The sequence below is a fragment of the Methylobacterium sp. PvR107 genome (assembly GCF_017833295.1).
Classification (GTDB): Bacteria; Pseudomonadota; Alphaproteobacteria; order Rhizobiales; family Beijerinckiaceae; genus Methylobacterium.
On record NZ_JAFIBW010000001.1, the window covers coordinates 610,917 to 631,535 of the forward strand.

The window sequence follows — 20,619 nt, forward strand, 5'->3', positions numbered from 1 at the left end:
TGCTACACCTCCAGCAGGGCGCGGCGCCGGAGCGGGCGCACGAACAGCTCGGCGAGGTCGCCGGCCTGCTCGTAGCCCTGCACGGGCGTGAACAGCAGCTCGATCGACCACTTGGTCGACAGCCCTTCAGCCTCCAGCGGGTTGGCAAGGCCGAGGCCGCAGACCGTCAGGTCCGGCCGGGCCGCCCGGCAGCGGTCCATCTGGTCGTCGAGGCTCTGGCCTTCCGTCACCCGCGTCCCCGCGGGGAGCCACTCGATCTCGGCGGCGAGATGCCCCCGGTGCAGGTAGGGTGTCCCGACCTCCACGAGTTCCGCACCGAGTTCCCGGGCGAGGAAGCGCGCGAGCGGCACCTCCAATTGCGAATCGGGGAAGAAGAACACCCGCTTGCCGCCGAGCGTGATGCGGTGGGGTGCAAGGGCGGTCTCGGCGCGCGCCCGGCCCGGTGCGGTCGCGGCCTCGAAGATTTCGTCAGAGACGCCGAACGCCTCGGCCGCCGCCCGCAGCCAGCCGGTGGTGCCCTCGGCGCCCAGCGGGAACGGCGCCGGGAGCCGGCGGGCGCCGCGCTCCTCGAGGGCCCGTGCCGTGTCGGTCAGGAAGGGCTGAGCGAGCAGGTAGCGGGTGCCTCGCCCGACCGCGGGCATCGCGCCGGCTCGGCGGGCGGGCAGGAACCGGACATCCGCGATGCCCATCGCGGCGAAAATCCGGAGAAACTGGTCCTCCACCACGTCGGCGAGCGCGCCGACGATCAGGAGCGACGGCGCGGCCGTCTCGGCCTCGCGCGGCAGATCCGGCACCAGGGCCGCGAGGCAGGCATCCTCCCCTTGCGTGAAGGTGGTCTCGATGCCGGAGCCCGAATAGTTCAGCACCCGCACGGGTGCGAGGCGGCCCGACAGGCGCTGCGCCGCCCGGGACAGATCGAGCTTGATCACCTCCGACGGGCAGGAGCCTACCAGGAACAGGAGCTTGATGTCCGGCCGGCGCTCGATCAGCCGGGTCACGACCCGGTCGAGCTCCTCGTTGGCGTCGGCGATGCCTGCGAGGTCGCGCTCGTCGATGATCGCGGTGGCGAAGCGCGGCTCGGCGAAGATCATCACCCCGGCCGCCGACTGGATCAGGTGCGCGCAGGTCCGCGAGCCGACCACGAGGAAGAATGCGTCCTGGATCTTCCGGTGCAGCCAGACGATGCCGGTGAGTCCGCAGAACACGGCCCGCTGGCCGTGCTCCTGATGCAGGTCGATCCCGCCGCAGGAGGCTGTGTGCGCCAGGGGGGCGTTCATGAAAGCGCCCCTGCGAGGCGCGGCGTGCGGCGATTGCCGCCTTGCAGGCGGGCGGCCCGCAGCTTCAGGACGAACTGGCCGGCATTGACCGCGTAGCTCGCGTACGCGGCCAGCGCGAGGAGGAGGAGCGTCCGCCCATCGATCGCCTGCGTGGCGAGGGCGGCGAGATAGGCGGTGTGGAGGGCCAGCACCAGCATGCTGACCACGTCCTCCCAGAAGAAGGCGGGCGCGAACAGCCAGCGGCCGAACACGACCTTCTCCCAGATCGAGCCGGTGATCATGATCGCGAAGAGCGCGACGGTCTTGATCACCACCGAGGCTTCGGCGGCGAACAAGCCCTCGCCGGTAGTGAGGGCGCGCAGCACCAGGATCAGGCTGACGAGGAAGATCGCGAATTGCAGAGGCGCCAGGACGCCCTGGACGAGAGTCCACGGCGAGGCGTCTCGCCGCTCCCTCTCGGCGGGCGTGTAGAGCGGTCGTGCCGATCGGTCCCTGGGACCCATGCATCCGCCCCCCCATGTGCCCGGCGGCGCCTGCGGCTCCGTCGTTGACAGAGGCTAGGGCCCAGCTCCTAGAAGTGTCAAGTGCGCTTGACGGTATCGGGCCCTGACAGGGGGAGCGATATTTTTTCTTCGGCTAAGATCATTGCCAAGTTCGTCAGGAAGCGTATCGTCGCTCGGCCGCCGGAGACTGCGGCGACTTGGCTGGTCAGATCCAGGGACCAACGAAGACGAAGAATAGACAGGCGAGCAACGCCGCACCCGATTCGCAAGCGGGAGCACCGGACCTTTGATGGCCGGGGCCGTTTCAGGGAGGGATGCCGATGGGAGACTGGAGGCATTTCGGTGAGCGCCTGGAATACGGCCCGCCCTCGGCAGGCTGCGGACCCGCGTGCGATGCCCTTCCCCACTACCGTGATGTACCCGCCGCCTGGCCTGACCGGCAGTCGCCTCTGCCCGAGGCGCTCGCGCGGGTCGTCGAAGCCGAGATCCTGCCGCGGCTGATGCTGGCCCACCGCCCGGTCGCCGGGCGTCGGGCGCAGCAGGCCGGGCGTGCACCGAGTCTGCATGAGATCGCGGCGTTCAGCGCCCTGCTGCTGGCTCCCGGACCGGTCGATCTCGGCGCCGAGGTGGAGGCTCTACGGGAGGGCGGTCTGCCGCTGGCGCGTTTGCTCCTCGACCTGCTCGCCCCGGCGGCGCGGCACCTCGGGGCGCTCTGGGAGGAGGATGCCTGCGATTTCCTGGCCGTCACTGAAGCGCTCGGCCGGCTCCAGACGATGAGCCGGTACCTCTGCGCCGAGATGGAGAGCGAATCGGTCTCCGCGAACGGGCGCAGCGTCCTGCTGCTGCCCTGCCCCGGCGAGACTCACCGATTCGGCCTGTCGATCGTCGCGAGCTTCTTTCGGGAGGCCGGCTGGGACGTGACCACGGCGGCGCCGGGGCCCGATCTCGATCCCCTGGACCTGCTCGGCATCGAGTGGTTCGACGTGGTCGGGCTGTCGCTCTCCTCGGATGTCCTCCTGCCGGCCCTGGTCACAGCCGTCGCGGATGTGCGCCGCGTCTCGCGCAACCCGGGAATCCGCGTGCTCGTCGGCGGCCCCTATTTTGCGCGCGCCGGCGGCGATGCGGGGATCGTCGGCGCCGATGCCTGCGCGGCCGATGCCTGCCTCGCACCCGCCGCGGCGGAAGCTTTGCTGGACAGACAGGCATTGGCCTGCTGAAAGGGTTGTAACCCGAACTTCACATTACGGTGACCGTGACACTCCAGCCTCGCCCCACCCCGCAGCAGCCGCCCGCGGCCCTGCAGCAGGTGGCCGGTCACCTCGACGGAGCGGTGGCCGGGCGCATCGTCGCGGCCTCTGCCGACCTGTCATTGGTAATCGACGCCGACGGCGTGATCCGCGACGCGACGGTCGGCACGGATCTCGATGCGGAGAACATCCCCGGCTGGCTGGGCCGGCGCTGGGTCGACACTGTGACGGTGGAGAGCCGGCCCAAGGTCGATGCCCTGCTGCGCGACGCCCGGCCCGAGGGTATCACCCGCTGGCGCCAGATCAACCATCCTTCCCCCAGCGGCATCGACCTGCCGATTCGCTACACCTCGATTCGTCCGGCCGAAGGCGGCCCGATCCTGGTTCTCGGGCGCGACATGCGGGCCGTTTCGGCGCTCCAGCGCCGGCTGGTGGAAACCCAGCAGGCGCTGGAGCGGGATTACGACCGCCTCCGCGCGGCCGAGACCCGCTACCGACAGCTGTTCCAGATCTCTGGTGAGCCGGTTCTGGTGGTCGATGCCGGCACACGGCGGGTCTCCGAGGCCAACCCGGCTGCCGCACGCCTGCTCGGGCGCCCCGCCAAGCGAATCGTCGGCCAGGACGCGGTCGACCTGTTCGATGCCGCCAGCCCCCGGGCCATCGAAGCCCAGTTCGCCGCCCTTCGGGCAACCGGGCAGGCCGGGGAGATCCGGGCCACCCTGCCGCACGGGCGCGGCGAGGTGACCGTCTCGGCCTCGCTGTTCCGTGGCGAGGGCGGAGCCAGCGCGTTGATGCGGCTCGTGGCCGATCCGGTGGCCGCCGAGACTGGGGCCGAGGAAGCGCCCACCCGCGCGGTGATTGAGGCCTTGCCCGAGGGCTTCGTGGTCACCGACCCGTCCCGGCGGATCCTCACCGCCAACGCAGCCTTCCTTGAATTGGCGCAGCTTGCCACCGAGGGGCAGGCGCGCGGGCGGACGCTGGATCACTGGCTCGGCCGCGAGGAGACCGAGGCGCAGGCCCTGTTCGCCACCCTCGTCGAACACGGGGCCGTGCGCCGGTTCGCCACCGTGATCCGCGGCACGTTCGGCGGGATCGAAGATGTGGAGGTCGCCGCCGTGTCTGTGGCGGGCGCGCGTCCCTGCCTCGGCTTCGCGATCCGCCCCGCGCCGCGGCGGATCCCCGAAGGGCGGTTTGAGGGGCGCCTTCCGGGCGGGCGGGATGTGCCGCGATCGGTGGAGCAGATGGCCGAACTGGTCGGGCGGGTCTCGATGAAGACCCTGGTGCGCGAGACGACCGACCTGATCGAGAAGCTCTGCATCGAGGCGGCCCTGCGGATCACCCGGGACAACCGGGCCTCGGCGGCCGAGATGCTGGGCCTCAGCCGGCAGGGCCTCTACGCCAAGATGCACCGCTACGGTGTCGGCGACCTCGACGGGCCCGCCGAGGAGAACTGAGTCCCCGAGAGGCGATCTCCGCCGCCTTCACAAACACGGCGCGCAGCGGCGCGTCCACATCCGACATCCGTGGCCGCGGCGCCCGGGATTTTGACCCGCCGAGGCGCCACATCGGGCTCGATCGGGCCCGCCGGACTGCCCAACCTTTAGCCCGACGCGTCGGGCTCCGGCACGCCGCCTGCGCTCCAGAACGATGGCGTCCATAACAGCGCGCCCTTTCGGAACACGAAGCAGGCCGCACCCGTCGGACAACAGGTCCGAGACGTGGATCGGCATAGGCGTCGAAGGCCCGGACGGTGCCTGCCGGCCGCATCCATCCAGCGTATCGTCGAGGGCGGATCCGCACATGGAAGCCCTCCATTCCGCCGCTCGCTGAATAATGTATTTTCAACCCGCGGCTGTATTCGCGAGACAAATGGCACGCACGCCGAAACCCGAAATGTAAATCTGACTTGACACTCGGTGCTGCACCGGTAGCTTCCGATCATGGCCGCCACGCCCGCCCCGAGCGCAGTCATCGAGCTGCTGAAGCCGCTGACATGGTTCGCGCCGATGTGGGCGTTCGCCTGCGGGGTGATCTCCTCGGGCCAGCCGGCCAGTGGCCAGTGGCCGGTGATCGCCGCCGGCGTGCTGCTGGCCGGGCCGCTGGTCTGCGCCACCAGTCAGGCCGCCAACGACTGGTTCGACCGCCACGTCGACGCGATCAACGAGCCGAACCGGCCGATTCCCTCCGGGCGCATTCCGGGCCGCTGGGGGCTCTACCTTGCGCTCGCCTGGACGCTGCTGTCGCTGGTCGTGGCCGCGGCTCTGGGTCCCTGGATCCTCGGGGCCGCCCTGTTCGGGCTGGTGCTCGCCTGGATCTACTCGGCGCCGCCGGTGCGGCTGAAGCGGAACGGCTGGTGGGGCAACGCGGCGGTGGCGCTCTGCTACGAGGGTCTGCCCTGGTTCACCGGCGCAGCCGTCATGGCCGCCGCCCTGCCCGACCGGCGGGTGCTCCTGGTGGCGCTGCTCTACGCGGCCGGCGCCCACGGCATCATGACCCTCAACGACTTCAAGTCGGTGGAGGGCGACCGGCGGATGGGGCTGCTGTCGCTGCCGGTGCAGATGGGCTCCGAGCGTGCCGCGCGCTTCGCTTGCTTGGTCATGGCCCTGCCGCAGGTCGCGGTGATTGCGCTGCTCGTCGGCTGGGAGCGGTACTGGCATGCCGGGATCGTGGCGGCGCTGCTCGCCGGCCAACTGGTCCTGATGGTCCGGTTCCTCGAGAATCCCCGGGAGCGGGCGATCTGGTACAACGGTACCGGCACCACCCTCTACGTCCTCGGCATGCTGGTCGCGGCCTTCGCGCTGCGCCCGCTAGTGGGAGGGGCGTGATGGCGCAGGATCTAGGCGCGGGCAGCGCAGACGCTCTCCCTCCCCCCTCTGCGGGGGAGGGTGGCTCTCGCGTCAGAGACGGTCGGGAGAGGGGAGCGACGGTGCCGAACCGGTCGCGATTCGTCTCACAGCCTGAGACGTCGCGCCGCCCCTCTTCCCCCCTGCCGCGCCGGGTACCCTCCCCCGCAAAGGGGCGGGGGAGAGCGTCCACGCCCGAAGGGTATCTGGGCTGGCCCCAGATCGTCCGCCTCGGCCTCGTCCAGACCGCGCTCGGCAGCGTCGTCGTGCTGATGACCGCCACCCTCAACCGGGTGATGGTGGTGGAGCTGGCGCTCCCCGCCCTCGTGCCGGGCCTGCTGGTTGCCCTGCACTACGCCGTGCAGGTCCTGCGCCCGCGCTGGGGCTACGGCTCCGACCGCAGCGGCCGCCGCACCCCCTGGATCGTCGGCGGCATGGCCGCCCTCTGCCTCGGCGGGTTCGGCGCCGCCTGCGGCACTGCGCTGGCCGCCGAGAACCTCGTTCTGGGGCTTGCGCTCGCCGCCCTCTCGTTCCTGTGCGTCGGCATGGGCGTCGGCGCGGCCGGGACCTCGCTCCTCGTCCTGCTGTCGGGCGGCGTCGCGCCGGCCCGGCGGGGCGCGGCCGCCACCGTCGTCTGGGTCATGATGATCGTCGGCTTCGCCGTCACGGCGCCGCTCGCCGGGCACTTCCTCGACCCGTTCTCCGGCCTGCGGCTCGCGGCGGTGTCGGGCACGGTCTCGCTCGTCGCCTTCTGCGTGGCGGCGCTCGCGGTCGCGGGCGTCGAGCGCCGCCTGCCGATCCGGGCGCCCGAGGCCGCGGAGGCGCGCCGCCCGTTCTTCACCGTGCTGGCCCATGTCCTGGCCGACCCGGTGGCCCGGACCTTCACGATCTTCGTCTTCGTGTCGATGCTGGCCTACAGCGCCCAGGAGCTGATTCTGGAGCCCTATGCCGGCTTCGTCTTCGCGATGAGCCCCGGTGCCACCACCAAGCTCGCCGGCCTCCAGCATGGCGGCGTGCTCGCCGGCATGCTGCTGGTGGCGGCGGTGACGCTCGTCGCCCGCGGGACCGCCCTCGCCTCCCTGCGGCTCTGGATCGGGATCGGCTGCGCCGGCTCGGCCGCCGCCCTGTTCGCCCTCGCGAGCGGCGCGGCGTCGGGATCGGACTTCCCCCTGCGCGCGACGGTCTTCGCCCTCGGTGTCGCCAACGGCGCCTACGCGGTCGCCGCCATCGGCTCGATGATGGCGCTCGCCGGCCGCGGCGACGCGCGGGAGCGCGGCACCCGCATGGGCGTCTGGGGCGCCGCGCAGGGCGTCGCCTTCGGGGCCGGCGGTTTTCTCGGCGCGGTGGCGGTGGATGCCGTCCGGCTCGTCACCGCCGAACCCGTCCAGGCCTACGCGGTGGTGTTCGCCGCGGAAGGGCTGCTGTTCCTCGTCGCGGTCGTCCTGGCGGCGCGGCTCGAACCCGCTCCGGCACCCGATTCGGTGCCGCTCGATCCTGCCTTCAGCGTGAGGTGAGGCCATGGCTCGGTTGGATGAAGGCGGCTCCGGTCGCGACAGCTACGACGTCGTCGTGGTCGGCGGCGGACCGGCCGGGGCCACGGCGGCGACCGATCTCGCCCGGGCCGGGCACGCGGTGCTGCTCCTCGATAAGCCCGGCCGGATCAAGCCCTGCGGCGGCGCGATCCCGCCGCGGCTGATCCGCGACTTCGCGATCCCCGATTCGCTCCTCGTCGCGAAGATCCGCTCCGCCCGGATGGTGGCGCCGAGCGGCAAGGCCGTCGACATGCCGGTGGGCGAAGGCTTCGTCGGCATGGTCGACCGCGAGCATTTCGACCCGTGGCTGCGCGTCCGGGCCGCGGAGGCCGGTGCCGACCTGCGGGAGGCCGCCTACGACCGGATCACCCGGCCCGATGACGGGCCGCCGCTGATCCACTTCACCACCGGCGCCGGCGAGTCCCTCGCCCGCCACGCCGTCCGGGCGCGCCTCGTCGTCGGAGCCGACGGGGCCTGCTCTCCGGTCGGCCGGGCGGAGGTACCGGGCCACGCCAAGATGCGACAGGTCTTCGCCTATCACGAGATCCTGCGGGTGCCGGAGGCCGGCGCGCCCGGGGCCGGGTCGGTCGATGCCGCCCGCTGCGACGTCTACTACCAGGGCCGCCACTCGCCGGATTTCTACAGCTGGATCTTTCCCCACGGGGACACGCTGAGCATCGGCACCGGCAGCGCCAGGAAGGGGTTTTCGCTGCGATCCTCGATCCGGGCCCTGCGCGCCGCCACCGGCCTCGACAACGCCGAGACTGTCCGTCGCGAGGGGGCGCCGCTGCCGCTGAAGCCCCTGAAACGGTGGGATAACGGCCGGGACGTGCTGCTCGCGGGCGACGCCGCCGGCGTGGTGGCGCCGGCCTCGGGTGAGGGCATCTACTACGCGATGCTCGGCGGCCGGCTCTCGGCCGAGGCCGCCGCCGCCTTCTTGAAAACCGGCGATGCCCGGGCGCTCGCAGGCGCGCGCAAGCAGTTCATGAAGCTGCACGGCCGCGTGTTCTGGATCCTCGGGATGATGCAGTGGGTCTGGTACCGCAGCGACGGGTTGCGCGAGCGCTTCGTCTCGATCTGCCGGGACAAGGATGTCCAGCAGCTCACCTGGGACAGCTACATGAACAAGGAGCTGGTCCGCGCGAAGCCCGCCGCCCACGCCCGGATCTTCTTCAAGGACCTCGCCCACTTGTTCCGCTGGGTCTCGCCGTGACCGTCCTGGCCGGCGCCGGCTGGGGACCACCGACCGTCGCGGCCGTGGCCGCCGTGCTGGTGGCGGTGGCCGGCGCCTTCGCGACCACCACGGACGGCTGGTACCGGGCACTGCGCGTGCCGGCCTGGAAGCCGCCGGACTGGGCCTTCGGACCGGTCTGGACCGTGATCTTCGCGCTCACCGCCACCTCCGGGGTGCTGGCCTGGACCGGCGATGCCGACCCGGTCGCCCGGGGCGTACTGCTCGCCGCCTTCTTGGTGAACGGGCTGCTCAACATCGCCTGGAGCGTGCTGTTCTTCCGGCTCCGCCGGCCCGACTGGGCGCTCGCCGAGATCGCGGCCCTGTGGCTGTCGATCGTCGCGCTGGTGCTGGTCACCGGCCGTGTCTCGGGCGCGGCGGGCCTGATGAACCTGCCCTACCTCGCCTGGGTCAGCACCGCCGCCTGTCTGAACCTGCGGATCGTCCGCCTCAACGCGCCCTTCGGGAAGACCGCGTGATGGAGGCGCCGATCGCCGCCGCCTTCGCCTCCGGGCGGATCGTCGACGGCATTCTCCTGCTCGTCGCCTGCGAGGCGCTCGCCCTCGCCTGGATCGGCCGCCGGCGCGGGCCGCCGCTGCCGTCGCTGCTGGCGAATCTCGCCTCGGGCGCCGCATTGATGCTGGCCCTGCGGGCGGCGTTGGTGGGGGCCGGCTGGGTTGCGGTCGCCGGATGGTTGCTGGCGGGGCTGATCGCCCACTTGGCCGATCTCGGCCTGCGGTTCCGGGCGGCCACGGCACAACGCCGCAGCCGGGCGCCGACCGGAACAACGCCGCAAACGGCCGCGTTCACGCGCGTCACCTGATCGAAAAATCTCTACAGTTGCCCCGGGAGGTTGCCATGAAGCGCACGAACGCCCTCCCGTCCGTCTGGGCCTCTGCCCCGGTTCTGGCGAGCCTGCTCCTGGCCGCCCCGGCTCTGGCGCAGGACGGGTCGGCGGACCCGATCGAACGCGGCAAGTACCTCGTCACGATGGGCGATTGCGCGGCCTGCCACACGGCGCCGGGCGGCAAATTCCTCGCCGGCAACTACGCGCTGAACATGCCCTTCGGCGTGATCATGACCCCCAACCTCACCCCCGATAAGGAGTACGGGCTCGGCAACTGGAGCTACGAGGACTTCGAGAAGGCGTTCCGGCACGGCTACAGCAAGAATGTCGGCTACCTCTACCCGGCCTTCCCGTTCGGCTGGTACACCAAGGTCACCGACGAGGACACGAAGGCGATCTGGGCCTATCTGCAATCGGTCCCGGCGGTGAACGAGAAGCGGCAGGAGAGCCAGATCCCGTTCCCGTTCAGCGTCCGCACCGCGCTGGTGACGTGGCGCACGGCGTTCTTCACGGACGCGCGCTTCACGCCCGACCCGAAGGCCAGCGCCGAGGTGAATCGCGGCGCCTACCTGGTCGAGGGCCTGGGCCATTGCGCCATGTGCCACAACGAGAACAAGCTCGTCGGCAATTCGAGCTTCGCGGGCCGGTTTGGCGGCGGCGTGATCGACGGCTGGTACGCCCCGAACATCACGCCTGACGGCCACCAGGGCATCGGCGCCTGGACCGACGAGCAGGTGGTCACCTACCTGAAGACCGGCACCGCCCCGGGCGACCGGCCGGGCGTCGCCGCCGGCCCGATGCGCCAGACCATCATGGAATCCCTCTCCAAGGTCAGGGAAGAGGATCTGAAGGCGATGGTCGCGTATCTCCGCACCGTGCCCGCCAAGCAGACCTACAAGCCCAAGGACCTCGCGTCCTTCGACAAGCCGGACGCGCCGGGCGCCTCGACCTACCTGACCTACTGCTCCTCCTGCCACCAGCCCGACGGCAAGGGCATCGAGGGCGCGGTGCCTGCGCTGGCCGGCAACACCTCGGTGATGTCGGAGGGCCCCGAGACGGTGCTGCGGGTGATCTACGGCGGGCTTGGCGCCCAGAGCGGGCTCGCCCCGATGGTGGCGATCGGCCAGCAGATGACCGATGTCGAGGTGAAGAACGTCACCGACTACATCCGCAATTCCTGGGGGAACAAGGCGCCGCCGGTGACCGGCGACAAGGCCTCCGAGGCGCGGGCCGCCACCAAGACCATGCTGGCCGGCACCGCCCCCTGCGCGGAGATCGAGCAGGACAAGCTCAAGGCTGCTTTCGACCAGATCGGCGTTCAGAACACCCTCAAGGGCGTGAAGCAGCAGGATTTCGTCCCGACGCTGGTCCGGCTGGTGCCGCAGATCAAGGCGGCTGACACGGGGGCCAACGACGACGACGTGGTCAATGCCCTGACGACGGCCTTCTGCAAGGTCGGCCGCGACGATCCGCAATACGGCAGCCCGAGCTGGCCGGCGGTGATCGGCACCTTCGCCAACGTCGCCTACAGCCAAGTGAAGCATCCGGAGAAGCAGGCGGCGAACGTGCCCTCCGCGACCACGCCGCCGATGAAGAACTGAGGGGCGCACCGTCGTTCCGGAGCGCATCGGCTGCCGGACGAGACGGGGGTGGCCGATCTCGTCCTGCCCCGTCGCGGTTCTGGGTTCCGGGCTCCGCGGCGCGGCCCCGGAATGACGGGGCGCCGCAGGCGAGCCCGGAACCCAGAACCGCGACGCCGTGCGGGATGCGGGCAGGCCGCGCGGGTCCAACCTGCCGACGCGGCGCGCCCGGAAGCCGGGCCCAGCTGCGCATTGCCAGGATGACGGGCTCAGTGGAACGCGGACGGTCGCGCTTCGTTGGACGCGTCGACTCGTCACTTCCCCAGACCCGGAGTCCCCGTGTCCAGCCTCATCCGGATCCTGCTCGCGATCTTCTTCCCGCCAATCGCCGTGCTTGTCACCACAGGCTTCGGCCTGCAGTTCCTGCTCAACATCGTCCTGTGGATCCTGGGTTGGCTGCCCGGCACGGTCCACGCTCTGTGGCTGATGAACCGCGACCGCCCGCTGGTCTGAGATCTCCCAACGCCGATCCCGTGCGGAGAACCCGCACGGGATCGGCGTTAGAACTTTTCTTCCTTAACCTGTACGCTATCGACGCGTGAGACCGGGATGCCCGAACAATAACAGGCCTCTAAACCCCGGCCAGGGAGGAATCATGAACGAGATCGTCAAGCCGGACTCTCTGATCGTCGCCGAGGCCGAGAGCCTGACGGAGACCTTCTTCGGGGGCTGCCCGCACGATTGTCCCGACACCTGCTCGATGCTGTTCGACGTCAAGGACGGCCAGCTCCAGGGCGTGCGCGGCAATCCGGACCACCCGATGACCCGCGGCGGTCTCTGCGTGAAGTTGAAGGATTACGAGAAGCGCCACTACCACCCGGACCGGCTCCTCTACCCGATGAAGCGGGTCGGCCCGAAGGGGTCGAAGCAGTTCGAGCGGATCACCTGGGACGAGGCCCTCGACACCATCGTGTCGCGCTGGAAGGCGATCATCGACCAGTACGGTCCTCAAGCCATCGCGCCCTACAGCTATCTCGGCAACCAGGGCCTCGTGCACGGGCTGAACGGCGGCGATGCGTTCTTCAATCGCATGGGCGCCACCGTGACCGAGCGCACCTTCTGCGGCGAGGGCTCGTGCACCGCGTGGCTCCTCACCGTCGGCCCGACGGCGGGCCTCGACCCGGACAGCTACATCCACTCCAAGTACATCGTGATCTGGGCCTGCAACTCGGTCAGCACGAACCTGCACCACTGGGCGATCGTGAAGGATGCCCAGAAGAAGGGCGCCAAGGTCGTGGTGATCGATACCTACGCGTCGCGCACCGCCAAGGCCGCCGACTGGCACATCGCGCCGAAGCCCGGCACGGACGGCGCGCTCGCCATGGCGCTGATCAATTCGATCATCGCGCAGGGCCTCGTCGACCAGTACTACGTCGACAATTACACGGTCGGCTTCGAGGAGTTGAAGGAGCGGGCCGCGGGTCGCACGCCCGAATGGGCCGCCGAGATCACCGGCGTCCCCGCCGACGACATCCGCAAGCTCGCCCGGGAAATGGCGACCGAGCAGCCGGTGGGCATCCGCATCGGCGTGGCCCTCGAGCGGCACTATGGCGGCGGCCAGACCATCCGGGCGGTCGCCTGCATCCCGGCGCTCACGGGCGCGTGGCGCCATGTCGGCGGTGGCATCACGCAGTTCGGCGTCTGGGAGCACCCGTACAAGTTCGACGTCATCTGCCGCCCGGACCTGATCCCGGAGGGGACCCGCGTCGTCTCGAACCTGCAGATCGGCCGGGCGCTGACGGGCGAGATGCAGCTCGACCCGCCGATCATGTCGATGATGTGCTGGAACTCGAACCCGGTCACGCAGGCGCCCGAGACCGACAAGATCGTCGAGGGGCTGATGCGCGAGGACCTGTTCATGGTCTCCGCCGAGCACTTCATCTCGGACACGGCCTCCTACGCCGACATCCTGCTGCCCGCCACCATGGGCGCCGAGATGGAGGACATGATCCTCTCGTGGGGCCACCTCTACCTGACCTACAACACCAAGTGCGCCGAGGCGCCGGGCGAGGCGATCCCCAACAACGAGATCTTCCGGCAGCTCGCCGCCCGGCTCGGCTTCGAGGAGGAGAACTTCAAGTGGAGCGACAGCGAGTGCCTTGAGCACTACGTCGACTGGAACGCCCCGGCCTGCGAAGGGATCGACCTCGCCTATCTGCGCGAGCACGGCTTCGCGCGCCTCAAGGTCGGCACGCCGGACGATCGGGCGCCGCACCGGGAGGGGAACTTCCCGACGCCGACCGGCAAGTGCATGCTGAAGGTCGAGGGCGCCACGAACTTCGTCGCCCCGCCCTTCCGGCAGATGTACGAGGGCTTCCAGCCCGGCGAGGCCCTCGACCCGCTGCCGGACTACCTGGGCCCGCGCGAGTCCCACACGAACGACCCGGCGCTGGCCAAGCGCTACCCCCTCAACATCGTCTCGCCGAAGAGTCACTACTTCTTGAACTCCTGTTACGCGAACATGGAGGACAAGCAGAAGGGACAGGGCGAGCAGTTCGTGATGATCAGCCAGCACGATGCCGATGCCCGCGGTATCCGGGACGGCGACCGGGTGAAGGTCGGTAACGACCGCGGGACCTTCAAAGGCGTGGCGCGGATCACCGACGACGTGACGGCTGGCATTGTCGTGGCGACGCTGGGCTACTGGCGGCAGCTCAACGAGGGCACGGTCAACAGCATCTCGTCGGGCGCCTTCACCGACATGGGCCACGCCCCGTCCTTCTCGGACAACCTCGTTGAGGTGTCGCGCGCGAACTGAGGCGGCGGGCGAAGACCGGCGCGGACGGCTCGGCTTCGGCCGGGTCGTCCCTGCTTCGCGGCATGGTCCAGCGCGCGCTCATCCTGCGGAGCCCGCATCAGCGGGCCTCGAGGCAGGGCTGCCGGAATCCACACGGCGCGGTCCTTCGCGGTTGCCGCTGCCCGCCCGCACCTCGGGATGCGGGCGCGAAGGGGATTCCCGCGCCAGCCCGCCGGCGGACGTCGCCTTACGGCTTGGCCTTGTCCTCGAGTTTCCGGAGGGCAGGTTTCGCGTCGGCCTTCGCGTCCGCCTTGGCCTCGACCTTGGCGGTCCTGACCGCATGCGTCTTGGCGGCCGGCTTCGGCGGGACCGTCTCGGCGGCGTGAGCCAGCTTGACCGGCTCGGGCACGATTGCGGCCGCGGCCGCCGGGGTCGGCGGGGCAGCCTGGGCCGGATTGTCCTTGGCGAACAGCTTGCCGAACAGCTTCTGATAGGCGCTCGGGTCGCCATCGGCATCCGCCACGGCAATCCGCGCGGGCTTCTCCGGCAGCGCCGCGGTGGTCTCGACCTTGGCGTCGACCTTGGGCTCGGGCTCGACCCGATTCGCCATGAGGGTCGTGGCCGCCGGCTTCGCGCCCTTGGCGGCCCCCGCCTTCGCGGCCTTCGCCGGCTCGGCGCCGGCCATCATCACGGTCTGGCCCTTCGGGCTGACCTCGATCTCCTGCGGCCCGGCCGCCAGGGTCTCCGGGCGGCTGACGTCGCCGAGATTGTGCCGGCCGTATTCCTTGGCGTCGTAGGGCAGCACCGTCTCGGTGCCGCCGAGGCTCGCGAAGGCGCTGGTGTTGGCCGGCGGGCGGAAGACCGGGTTCTGGCCGCCGTCCTGGTAGACGACCCGCACCGCCGGGGCGCCCTTGGCCACGAGTTCGGCCACCGTGTGGGCGTCGCGCTCGCTCTTCTCCGCAACCTGCGGATCGACCTTCGGCTTGCACGAGCCGGCGGCCGCGTCCGAGCCGCCGAACACGTACTTGGTGCCGCACTGGCCGACCTTCGGCTCCTCGCGCAGGGCCTCGAAATAGTCCGAGCCCTCCTTGAGGTTCTGCCAGAACCCGATGTTCGGGTCGTTGCGGAACTTGGCCATGTTCTCGGCCGTCATCCGGAACGGGTAGGACTGGAACTGGAAGCTGCGCTGGCCGCCGATGAACGCCTCGCGGGCGATGGCGTAGATCTCCGCGATGGTGGCGTCGGTCATGGCGAAGCAGCCTGCCGACGAGCAGGTGCCGTGCACCATCAGGTACTTGCCGGTGCGCCCGTTGGCCCGGTCGACGGCATTCGGAAAGCCGGTATCGAACGAGAGGTAGTAGGAGGAGTTCGGGTTCATCAGGCCCGGGGTGATCGTGTAGAACCCCTCCGGCGCCTGCCGGTCGCCCTCGCGGGTCTTGGGGCCGAGCTGGCCGGACCAACGGCAGATCGGGTAGATCTTCAGCAGGGCGTAGCGGCCGTCGCTGCCCCGCTTCCAGACCTCCATTTCCGCCTCCTTCTTGAAGGTGCGGATCAGGATCGGGTCGGATTGCTGCATCCCTTTGGTCTGCATCAGGGCAACGGTCTGGGGGGCGATCGGCGCGAGGCTGCGCGCGCTCGGGCCGTTGATTCCGGAACCGTCCTGGCAGGCGGCGAGCGACAGGGCCAGCAGGGACGCCGCCGCCAGCAGTCGCGCGGTCGCGAGACGCGCCGTCATGGGGAACCTCGATGTCCTATGCGCGCCCGCGGGCCTTGTTGGCCAACGTCGGGCGCCACTCCCCAACCCAATAGGCTCGTTAAGCTTGCGCCTTCCTTACCGCAAGGACCCGGCTGCAACACTGGATTGTTCCCATGTGTGGAGAGCCCGCGAATGCGCCCTTTCCACAGACGGCTCCGGAATGACGGCCGGCTCGGCTCAGCCGAGCACAGCGGGCCGCCGGGCCGCCTCGGTGCGGATGATCGCCACCAGCGCGGCGTCGTCGGCCGGGTCGGCCAGCCGGAGGCCGACCGGCTCCGAGGGGGTGCGCACCGTGAGCCAGCGGAGCGTCGGCCGCAGGTCGATGGCCTCCGCGACCTCCATGCCCGGGTGCCCCGTCTCGAGCTGCACGAAGGTCAGGTGGTTGCGGCTTGCCCGCGCCCCGAGGAGGTCGTCGATCGCCCCGACCACGTCCCGGGGCGTGTGGAGATGGGTCATCATCCACAGGCGGTTGTCGGTGCCGGGCGTGTCGAGCGCCCTGCGGATCCGGCGCACGCCCTCGGTGAGGAAGGCGTAATCCGCGTCGTTCGCCGCCGGATCGTGGTGGTTGAACACGCATTCGAGCCCGTGGCGCGCGCGGTAGAGCCGATGGCGTCCGCGCCAGATGTCGGGCCCGCGCCGCTCCGCCTCCGGGATGGTCTCCAGCTGGCTCCGGTCGACGAGCGCGGCGAAATCGTCCGCGAGGCAGTCCCGGGCCATGCCGGGCATCGAGAAGATCCAGTCGAGCGGGCCCGACCACTGGCGCAGATCCAGGGTCTTGAGCACGTGCGCCATCTGGCAATTGCAGCCCAGCGAAATGTGGTTGTGCGGGCCGGGCTCCCGGGCGTCGCGCCGGCCGATGAGCCGCCCGAGGGCGCCCAGCAGGCCCCCGGTCGCTCCGGGTGCGGTCACAGCGTCCGGCCGATGGCGAGGAACTTCTCGGCGCGCCGGTCGCGGATCTCGGCGGGCGTAAGGCCGTCGAACGGGGCGAGCGACTCGGCGATGGCGTCGCCTGCGGCGCGAATCGCGCCCTCGCGGTCGCGATGGGCCCCGCCGGTGGCCTCCTGGATGATCGCGTCGATGACGCCGAGGCGCAGCAGGTCCTGGGCGGTGATCTTCATGGCGGTGGCGGCGTCGGAGGCGCGGCCCTGGTCGCGCCACAGGATCGAGGCGGCGCCCTCGGGAGAGATCACACCGTAGATCGCGTGCTCCAGCATCAGCACGCGGTTGGCGGTGGCGAGTGCGATCGCCCCGCCAGAGCCGCCCTCCCCGATCACCACGGCGACGTTGGGCACGCCGAGCGCCAAGCAGGCCTCGGTCGAGCGGGCGATGGCCTCGGCCTGACCGCGCTCCTCTGCCTCGATGCCCGGATAGGCGCCGGCCGTGTCCACGAAGGCGATCACCGGCAGGCCGAACCGGTCGGCCGTCTCCATGAGACGCACCGCCTTGCGGTAGCCCTCCGGGCGCGCCATCCCGAAATTGTGGCGCAGCCGCGCCTCGGTGGTGGCGCCCTTCTCCTGCCCGAGCACCAGAACGGGGCGGCCGCGGAAACGGCCGAACCCGCCCAGGATCGCCTCGTCCTCGCCGAAGCTGCGGTCGCCGGCGAGTGGCGTGAACTCGGTGATCAGCCCGCCGCAATAATCCACGAAGTGCGGACGCTGCGGATGGCGCGCCACCTGGGTCTTCTGCCAGGGCGTCAGGTTCGCGTAGATCTCGGCGAGCGCCTGGCCGGCCTTCACCTCCAGCCGGCCGACCTCCTCGGCGATCGAGACCGCGCCGTCGCGCGCGCTCACGGCCCGCAATTCCTCGAGCTTGGCCTCCAGCTCGGCCACCGGCTTCTCGAAGTCGAGGTAGGTGCGCGTCACCGCCATCGTGTCACAGGTCTTCCCGGATTCCGCCGCGCGAGAGGCGGCGGGCGCGAGGTGTTGGCGATGGCGGGATTGGTGTCAACCGGCGTCGTGGCGGAAGGCCCCGCGCCGGCCGCCCGTCACCCCCGCGTCAGGTCCTCGCGGGCGATCCGATAGCAATGCTCCAGGTAGCCGCGCTGGTGCTCGCCCATGAGGTCGGTGACCACGGTCCAGAGCCAGCCCGGCGCGTCCGGTCCCGGGCCGGGATCGCGGACGGCCTCGATCCAGCTCCGGCGGGCGTCCCCGTCCATCTGGCGGCCGTGGGCCCGGCCGAGAATCGCCGCGAGGTGACCCGAGACGCGCACCGCCTCGCTCCGCGAGAATTGCTCGGCGTCGATCTTGAGATCCTGCGGCATCAGCTCCCGGACCGTGACGGGCGCACCCCGGAAGTGGGCGGCCACCATCCGGTCGCCGAGGTTCGGCGACAGCGCCCGGGCGCCCGCGACGACCCGCTCGGCATGGTCGGCCGGCATGGCGGCCCCCGGGGCGGCGGGCGCGAGGTGCGGCACCGCCTCCTTCACATCGAGGAGCGCGAGGTGCGGACGGTCGCCGCCGAGGATCTCCACCAGGCCGGCATAGCGCAGGCGGCCCAGCGAGCTGCAGCCCTTGATCCAATAGGCGGCATCGAGCAGCCGGATCTCGGCATCCGAAGCCGCGCCGCCGAGCGCCAGGACAAGCCGCCGCACCTCCGGATCGCGGCTGAGGGCTTCGAAGGCCGCATGCTCGTCGGGGTCGAGGTCGAAGAACCGGCTGCCGCGCGGCAGACGGCCAGCCTTGCCCTTCAGGCGCTCGCGGGACAGGTGGCGCCAGCGCCGCCCGAGCGCCCGCCGCTTCGTCGTGGCGACGATCTCGGATTCGGCGATGTCGCGCTCGGCGCCTTCGGGGTCGGCGATCCCGTCGGCGTAGCCGTCGGCCATGGAATCCATCATCCGGGCGGTGACGATGCCGGGCAGCGTCGCGTTGAGCGCGGCGGTGACCAGGGAGAGCGCCAGCCGGACGAGGTCGAAACCCGGGTTCGCCACCACGGTCTGGTCGAGGTCGCGGATCTGGATGTCGATCTGCCCGTCCGGGCCGGCGAGCGCGCCGAGATTGCCGAGATGCGCGTCGCCGCAGATCCACACCGGCGGCCCCTCGGGCAGGGACCCCGCCGGCATGCGGGCGAGGAGCTCGTAGAAGCGCGCCGTGCTGCCGCGGACATAGGCGTGCGGCGAGGAGGCGATCTTGCACAGGCGGCGCTGCTCCAGCACGCTCGCGTCGCGGCCGGTCTGTTCCGGCACCTGCATGTCCATCCGGGTCGTCCGATCCTCTGCCGGCGCCGAACCGGCACCGGGCTACCTGCCACGGCCATCCTAGGGTTCTCATCCCTAAGCAGGGGTAAGCGATTTGATGCGCCCCAGGTTACCGGCTCGGCGTCGATGCCGCGCTCCGGATTGCCGTCGCGCCTCCCGCCGCTTTCGACCCAGACGCGGCGCACGCATCCGCTCGGGATGGACCCGAGGGGCTTCCAGGCCGGTTTGGGCAATCGGATGCGGTGTCTCGCGCCTCGGAGATGCGCCAGCCCCGCAAACCCTGTCGCAACCGGAGAAGCGGCCGAGCCGATGCCCCGTCGCGGGACGCCGGCCGGCTGGGAGGAACTGTGAAACGGCGCGATCCGCTCCTGGGCGGCGCTCAGGCCGCCTGCGGCTCGACCCGGTTCCGTCCCGCCGCCTTGGCCCGGTAGAGGGCGAGGTCGGCACGCCTGAGCATGTCGCCGGGGCTGGTATCCTCCGCGTGCCGCACGGCGACGCCGATCGAGACCGTCACGGGGATCGAGCGGGTGGATCGCTGCACCGTGAACGGCACCGCCTCGACCCGCTCACGGATGCGCTCCGCGATGATCTGCGCCTCGACGAGGCCGGCCTCCGGCAGGATCACCACGATTTCCTCGCCGCCGTAGCGCGCGACGATGTCGACCGGCCGCGTGTGCTGGCGGACCCGTTCGGCGAAACCGCGCAGCACCTCGTCGCCGGCCTCGTGACCGAAGCTGTCGTTGATGCCCTTGAAGTGGTCGATGTCGAGGATCAGGGCGGCGAGCGCCGGCCGCCGTGAGGCCTCGTCGGCGAACAATGCGCCGAGATGGTTGTCGAGGTAGCGCCGGTTGTGCAGGCCGGTGAGGGCGTCGGTCACGGCCATCTGCAGGGAGGCCTGCATCGCCCCCCGGAGCGCGTCCGTGAAGCGTTTGCGCTTCACCTGCGTGCGGACCCGGGCCGTCAACTCGTTCCGGTCGACCGGGCGCATCAGGAAGTCGTGCACGCCGAAATCGAGGCCGCGGACCACGCGGGCGCGGTCATGCTCCTCCGCCAGCATGATCAGCGGCGTGGCGCGGGTCCGGTCCAGGGAGCGGAGCTGGCTGCACAGGCGCAGGCCGTCGAAGCCCGCGAGGTCGAGGCTCACCAGGGCGAGGTCGAACCCCTCTTCGGCGGCGCGGTGGAGGGCGGCCTGCGGGTCCGGCTCGATCGTCACCGCGTGGTGCTGGCGCAGCGCCCCGGCCATGCGGTCCGCCGCGCCGGGACGGTCCTCGATCAGCAGGATCCGGGCGTCGAGGCCGGTCTCCGCGGTGGCGAGAGCCAGGGGATCGCCGATGCCGAATTCCCGCGAGGCCAGCGCCCGCTGGCGCAGCTCGTCGGTGACCGCCTTGAGGCGCACGAGGCTGCGGACCCGGGAGAACAGGGCGGTGTCGTCCACGGGCTTGGTCAGGAAGTCGTCGGCGCCGGCATCGAGCCCGCGCAGGCGGTCCGAGGGCTGGTCGAGGGCCGTGACCATCACCACCGGGATGTGGGCGGTGACCGGGTTGCCCTTGAGGTGGCGGCAGACCTCGAACCCGTCCATGCCGGGCATCATCACGTCGAGCAGGACGAGGTCGCACAGACCCTTCTCGCAGATCGCGATGGCGTCCGGGCCGTTCATGGCGGCGAGCGTGTCGAAATATTCAAGCCCGAGCTTCGTTTCCAGAAGCTTCACGTTCGGGAACAGATCGTCGACGATCAGGACGCGGGCCGACATGGTTCCTCGCTGACACGCGGCTGGGCGGCCCGGATCGGGCGGGTCGGCGCATGGCCGCGC

The 20,619-nt window shown here is 70.8% G+C and carries 17 protein-coding genes; 10 read left to right on the forward strand and 7 right to left on the reverse strand.

The window, feature by feature from the left end; genetic code table 11:
- Positions 1-2: 2 nt before the first annotated feature.
- Positions 3-1,277 carry a ferredoxin:protochlorophyllide reductase (ATP-dependent) subunit N gene (locus JOE48_RS02670; RefSeq protein ID WP_210027026.1) on the reverse strand — a complete coding sequence of 425 codons (1,275 nt, stop codon included), beginning with the start codon at positions 1,275-1,277 and terminating at the stop codon, positions 3-5.
- Positions 1,274-1,780, reverse strand: a complete 507-nt coding sequence (gene bchF / locus JOE48_RS02675) for a 2-vinyl bacteriochlorophyllide hydratase (protein ID WP_210027056.1) — start codon at positions 1,778-1,780, stop codon at positions 1,274-1,276. The genes JOE48_RS02670 and bchF overlap by 4 nt, the downstream gene beginning before the upstream one ends.
- Before the next feature lie 320 nt (positions 1,781-2,100).
- Here bchF and JOE48_RS02680 point away from each other — a divergent pair, with 320 nt between their 5' ends.
- The 10 genes from JOE48_RS02680 to JOE48_RS02725 all read left to right on the forward strand — a co-directional run bounded on the left by JOE48_RS02680 (position 2,101) and on the right by JOE48_RS02725 (position 13,878).
- On the forward strand, positions 2,101-2,997 hold the full coding sequence (locus tag JOE48_RS02680; protein ID WP_210027058.1) for a B12-binding domain-containing protein: 897 nt from the start codon (positions 2,101-2,103) through the stop codon (positions 2,995-2,997).
- A gap of 29 nt (positions 2,998-3,026) precedes the next feature.
- Positions 3,027-4,481 (forward strand): transcriptional regulator PpsR, encoded by a 1,455-nt coding sequence (gene ppsR, locus JOE48_RS02685; RefSeq protein ID WP_210027060.1) that lies wholly within the window; start codon positions 3,027-3,029, stop codon positions 4,479-4,481.
- A gap of 486 nt (positions 4,482-4,967) precedes the next feature.
- A complete protein-coding gene (gene chlG / locus JOE48_RS02690; RefSeq protein ID WP_210027062.1) occupies positions 4,968-5,852 on the forward strand; it encodes a chlorophyll synthase ChlG in 885 nt (294 codons plus the stop codon).
- A 224-nt stretch (positions 5,853-6,076) separates the two neighbouring features.
- Positions 6,077-7,384: a BCD family MFS transporter gene (locus JOE48_RS02695; RefSeq protein WP_210035522.1), complete on the forward strand. Its 1,308-nt coding sequence runs from the start codon at positions 6,077-6,079 to the stop codon at positions 7,382-7,384.
- 4 nt (positions 7,385-7,388) lie between these two features.
- A complete protein-coding gene (locus JOE48_RS02700; RefSeq protein ID WP_210027077.1) occupies positions 7,389-8,615 on the forward strand; it encodes a geranylgeranyl diphosphate reductase in 1,227 nt (408 codons plus the stop codon).
- Positions 8,612-9,112 carry a TspO/MBR family protein gene (locus tag JOE48_RS02705; RefSeq protein WP_409518551.1) on the forward strand — a complete coding sequence of 167 codons (501 nt, stop codon included), beginning with the start codon at positions 8,612-8,614 and terminating at the stop codon, positions 9,110-9,112. The genes JOE48_RS02700 and JOE48_RS02705 overlap by 4 nt, the downstream gene beginning before the upstream one ends.
- Entirely contained in the window at positions 9,112-9,456 is a 345-nt protein-coding gene (locus JOE48_RS02710) for a hypothetical protein (RefSeq protein WP_210035525.1), read from the forward strand. The genes JOE48_RS02705 and JOE48_RS02710 overlap by 1 nt, the downstream gene beginning before the upstream one ends.
- A 35-nt stretch (positions 9,457-9,491) precedes the next feature.
- Positions 9,492-11,081 (forward strand): c-type cytochrome, encoded by a 1,590-nt coding sequence (locus JOE48_RS02715; protein ID WP_210027085.1) that lies wholly within the window; start codon positions 9,492-9,494, stop codon positions 11,079-11,081.
- Between the two features lie 318 nt (positions 11,082-11,399).
- A complete protein-coding gene (locus tag JOE48_RS02720) occupies positions 11,400-11,573 on the forward strand; it encodes a YqaE/Pmp3 family membrane protein (RefSeq protein ID WP_192710302.1) in 174 nt (57 codons plus the stop codon).
- Positions 11,574-11,715: 142 nt separating this feature from the next.
- Positions 11,716-13,878, forward strand: coding sequence for a molybdopterin-dependent oxidoreductase (locus JOE48_RS02725; RefSeq protein ID WP_210027093.1), 2,163 nt, complete (start codon positions 11,716-11,718; stop codon positions 13,876-13,878).
- A 226-nt stretch (positions 13,879-14,104) separates the two neighbouring features.
- On the opposite strand, the gene JOE48_RS02730 is transcribed toward JOE48_RS02725, so the two are convergent.
- The 5 genes from JOE48_RS02730 to JOE48_RS02750 all read right to left on the reverse strand — a co-directional run bounded on the left by JOE48_RS02730 (position 14,105) and on the right by JOE48_RS02750 (position 20,559).
- Entirely contained in the window at positions 14,105-15,592 is a 1,488-nt protein-coding gene (locus JOE48_RS02730; protein WP_210027095.1) for a murein L,D-transpeptidase family protein, read from the reverse strand.
- 198 nt (positions 15,593-15,790) lie between these two features.
- The gene (locus JOE48_RS02735; RefSeq protein ID WP_210027097.1) at positions 15,791-16,522 is read right to left on the reverse strand and encodes a DUF1796 family putative cysteine peptidase; all 732 of its coding nucleotides are present in this window, start codon (positions 16,520-16,522) and stop codon (positions 15,791-15,793) included.
- On the reverse strand, positions 16,519-17,481 hold the full coding sequence (locus JOE48_RS02740) for an acetyl-CoA carboxylase carboxyltransferase subunit alpha (RefSeq protein ID WP_210027099.1): 963 nt from the start codon (positions 17,479-17,481) through the stop codon (positions 16,519-16,521). Before JOE48_RS02740 ends, JOE48_RS02735 begins: the two co-directional genes overlap by 4 nt.
- A gap of 116 nt (positions 17,482-17,597) precedes the next feature.
- On the reverse strand, positions 17,598-18,806 hold the full coding sequence (locus JOE48_RS02745; RefSeq protein WP_210027101.1) for a DUF2252 family protein: 1,209 nt from the start codon (positions 18,804-18,806) through the stop codon (positions 17,598-17,600).
- A gap of 379 nt (positions 18,807-19,185) precedes the next feature.
- The gene (locus JOE48_RS02750) at positions 19,186-20,559 is read right to left on the reverse strand and encodes a PleD family two-component system response regulator (protein ID WP_210027103.1); all 1,374 of its coding nucleotides are present in this window, start codon (positions 20,557-20,559) and stop codon (positions 19,186-19,188) included.
- Positions 20,560-20,619 lie beyond the last annotated feature (60 nt).

Excerpts from the sequence above, each read along its gene's own strand:
- JOE48_RS02745 (WP_210027101.1), bottom strand. The coding sequence starts at position 18,806 with ATGGACATGCAGGTGCCGGAACAGACCGGCCGCGACGCGAGCGTGCTG.
- JOE48_RS02740 (WP_210027099.1), bottom strand. The coding sequence starts at position 17,481 with ATGGCGGTGACGCGCACCTACCTCGACTTCGAGAAGCCGGTGGCCGAG.
- JOE48_RS02680 (WP_210027058.1), top strand. The coding sequence starts at position 2,101 with ATGGGAGACTGGAGGCATTTCGGTGAGCGCCTGGAATACGGCCCGCCC.
- bchF (WP_210027056.1), bottom strand. The coding sequence starts at position 1,780 with ATGGGTCCCAGGGACCGATCGGCACGACCGCTCTACACGCCCGCCGAG.
- JOE48_RS02715 (WP_210027085.1), top strand. The coding sequence starts at position 9,492 with ATGAAGCGCACGAACGCCCTCCCGTCCGTCTGGGCCTCTGCCCCGGTT.
- JOE48_RS02700 (WP_210027077.1), top strand. The coding sequence starts at position 7,389 with ATGGCTCGGTTGGATGAAGGCGGCTCCGGTCGCGACAGCTACGACGTC.
- JOE48_RS02750 (WP_210027103.1), bottom strand. The coding sequence starts at position 20,559 with ATGTCGGCCCGCGTCCTGATCGTCGACGATCTGTTCCCGAACGTGAAG.
- JOE48_RS02730 (WP_210027095.1), bottom strand. The coding sequence starts at position 15,592 with ATGACGGCGCGTCTCGCGACCGCGCGACTGCTGGCGGCGGCGTCCCTG.
- JOE48_RS02710 (WP_210035525.1), top strand. The coding sequence starts at position 9,112 with ATGGAGGCGCCGATCGCCGCCGCCTTCGCCTCCGGGCGGATCGTCGAC.
- JOE48_RS02670 (WP_210027026.1), bottom strand. The coding sequence starts at position 1,277 with ATGAACGCCCCCCTGGCGCACACAGCCTCCTGCGGCGGGATCGACCTG.
- JOE48_RS02725 (WP_210027093.1), top strand. The coding sequence starts at position 11,716 with ATGAACGAGATCGTCAAGCCGGACTCTCTGATCGTCGCCGAGGCCGAG.
- chlG (WP_210027062.1), top strand. The coding sequence starts at position 4,968 with ATGGCCGCCACGCCCGCCCCGAGCGCAGTCATCGAGCTGCTGAAGCCG.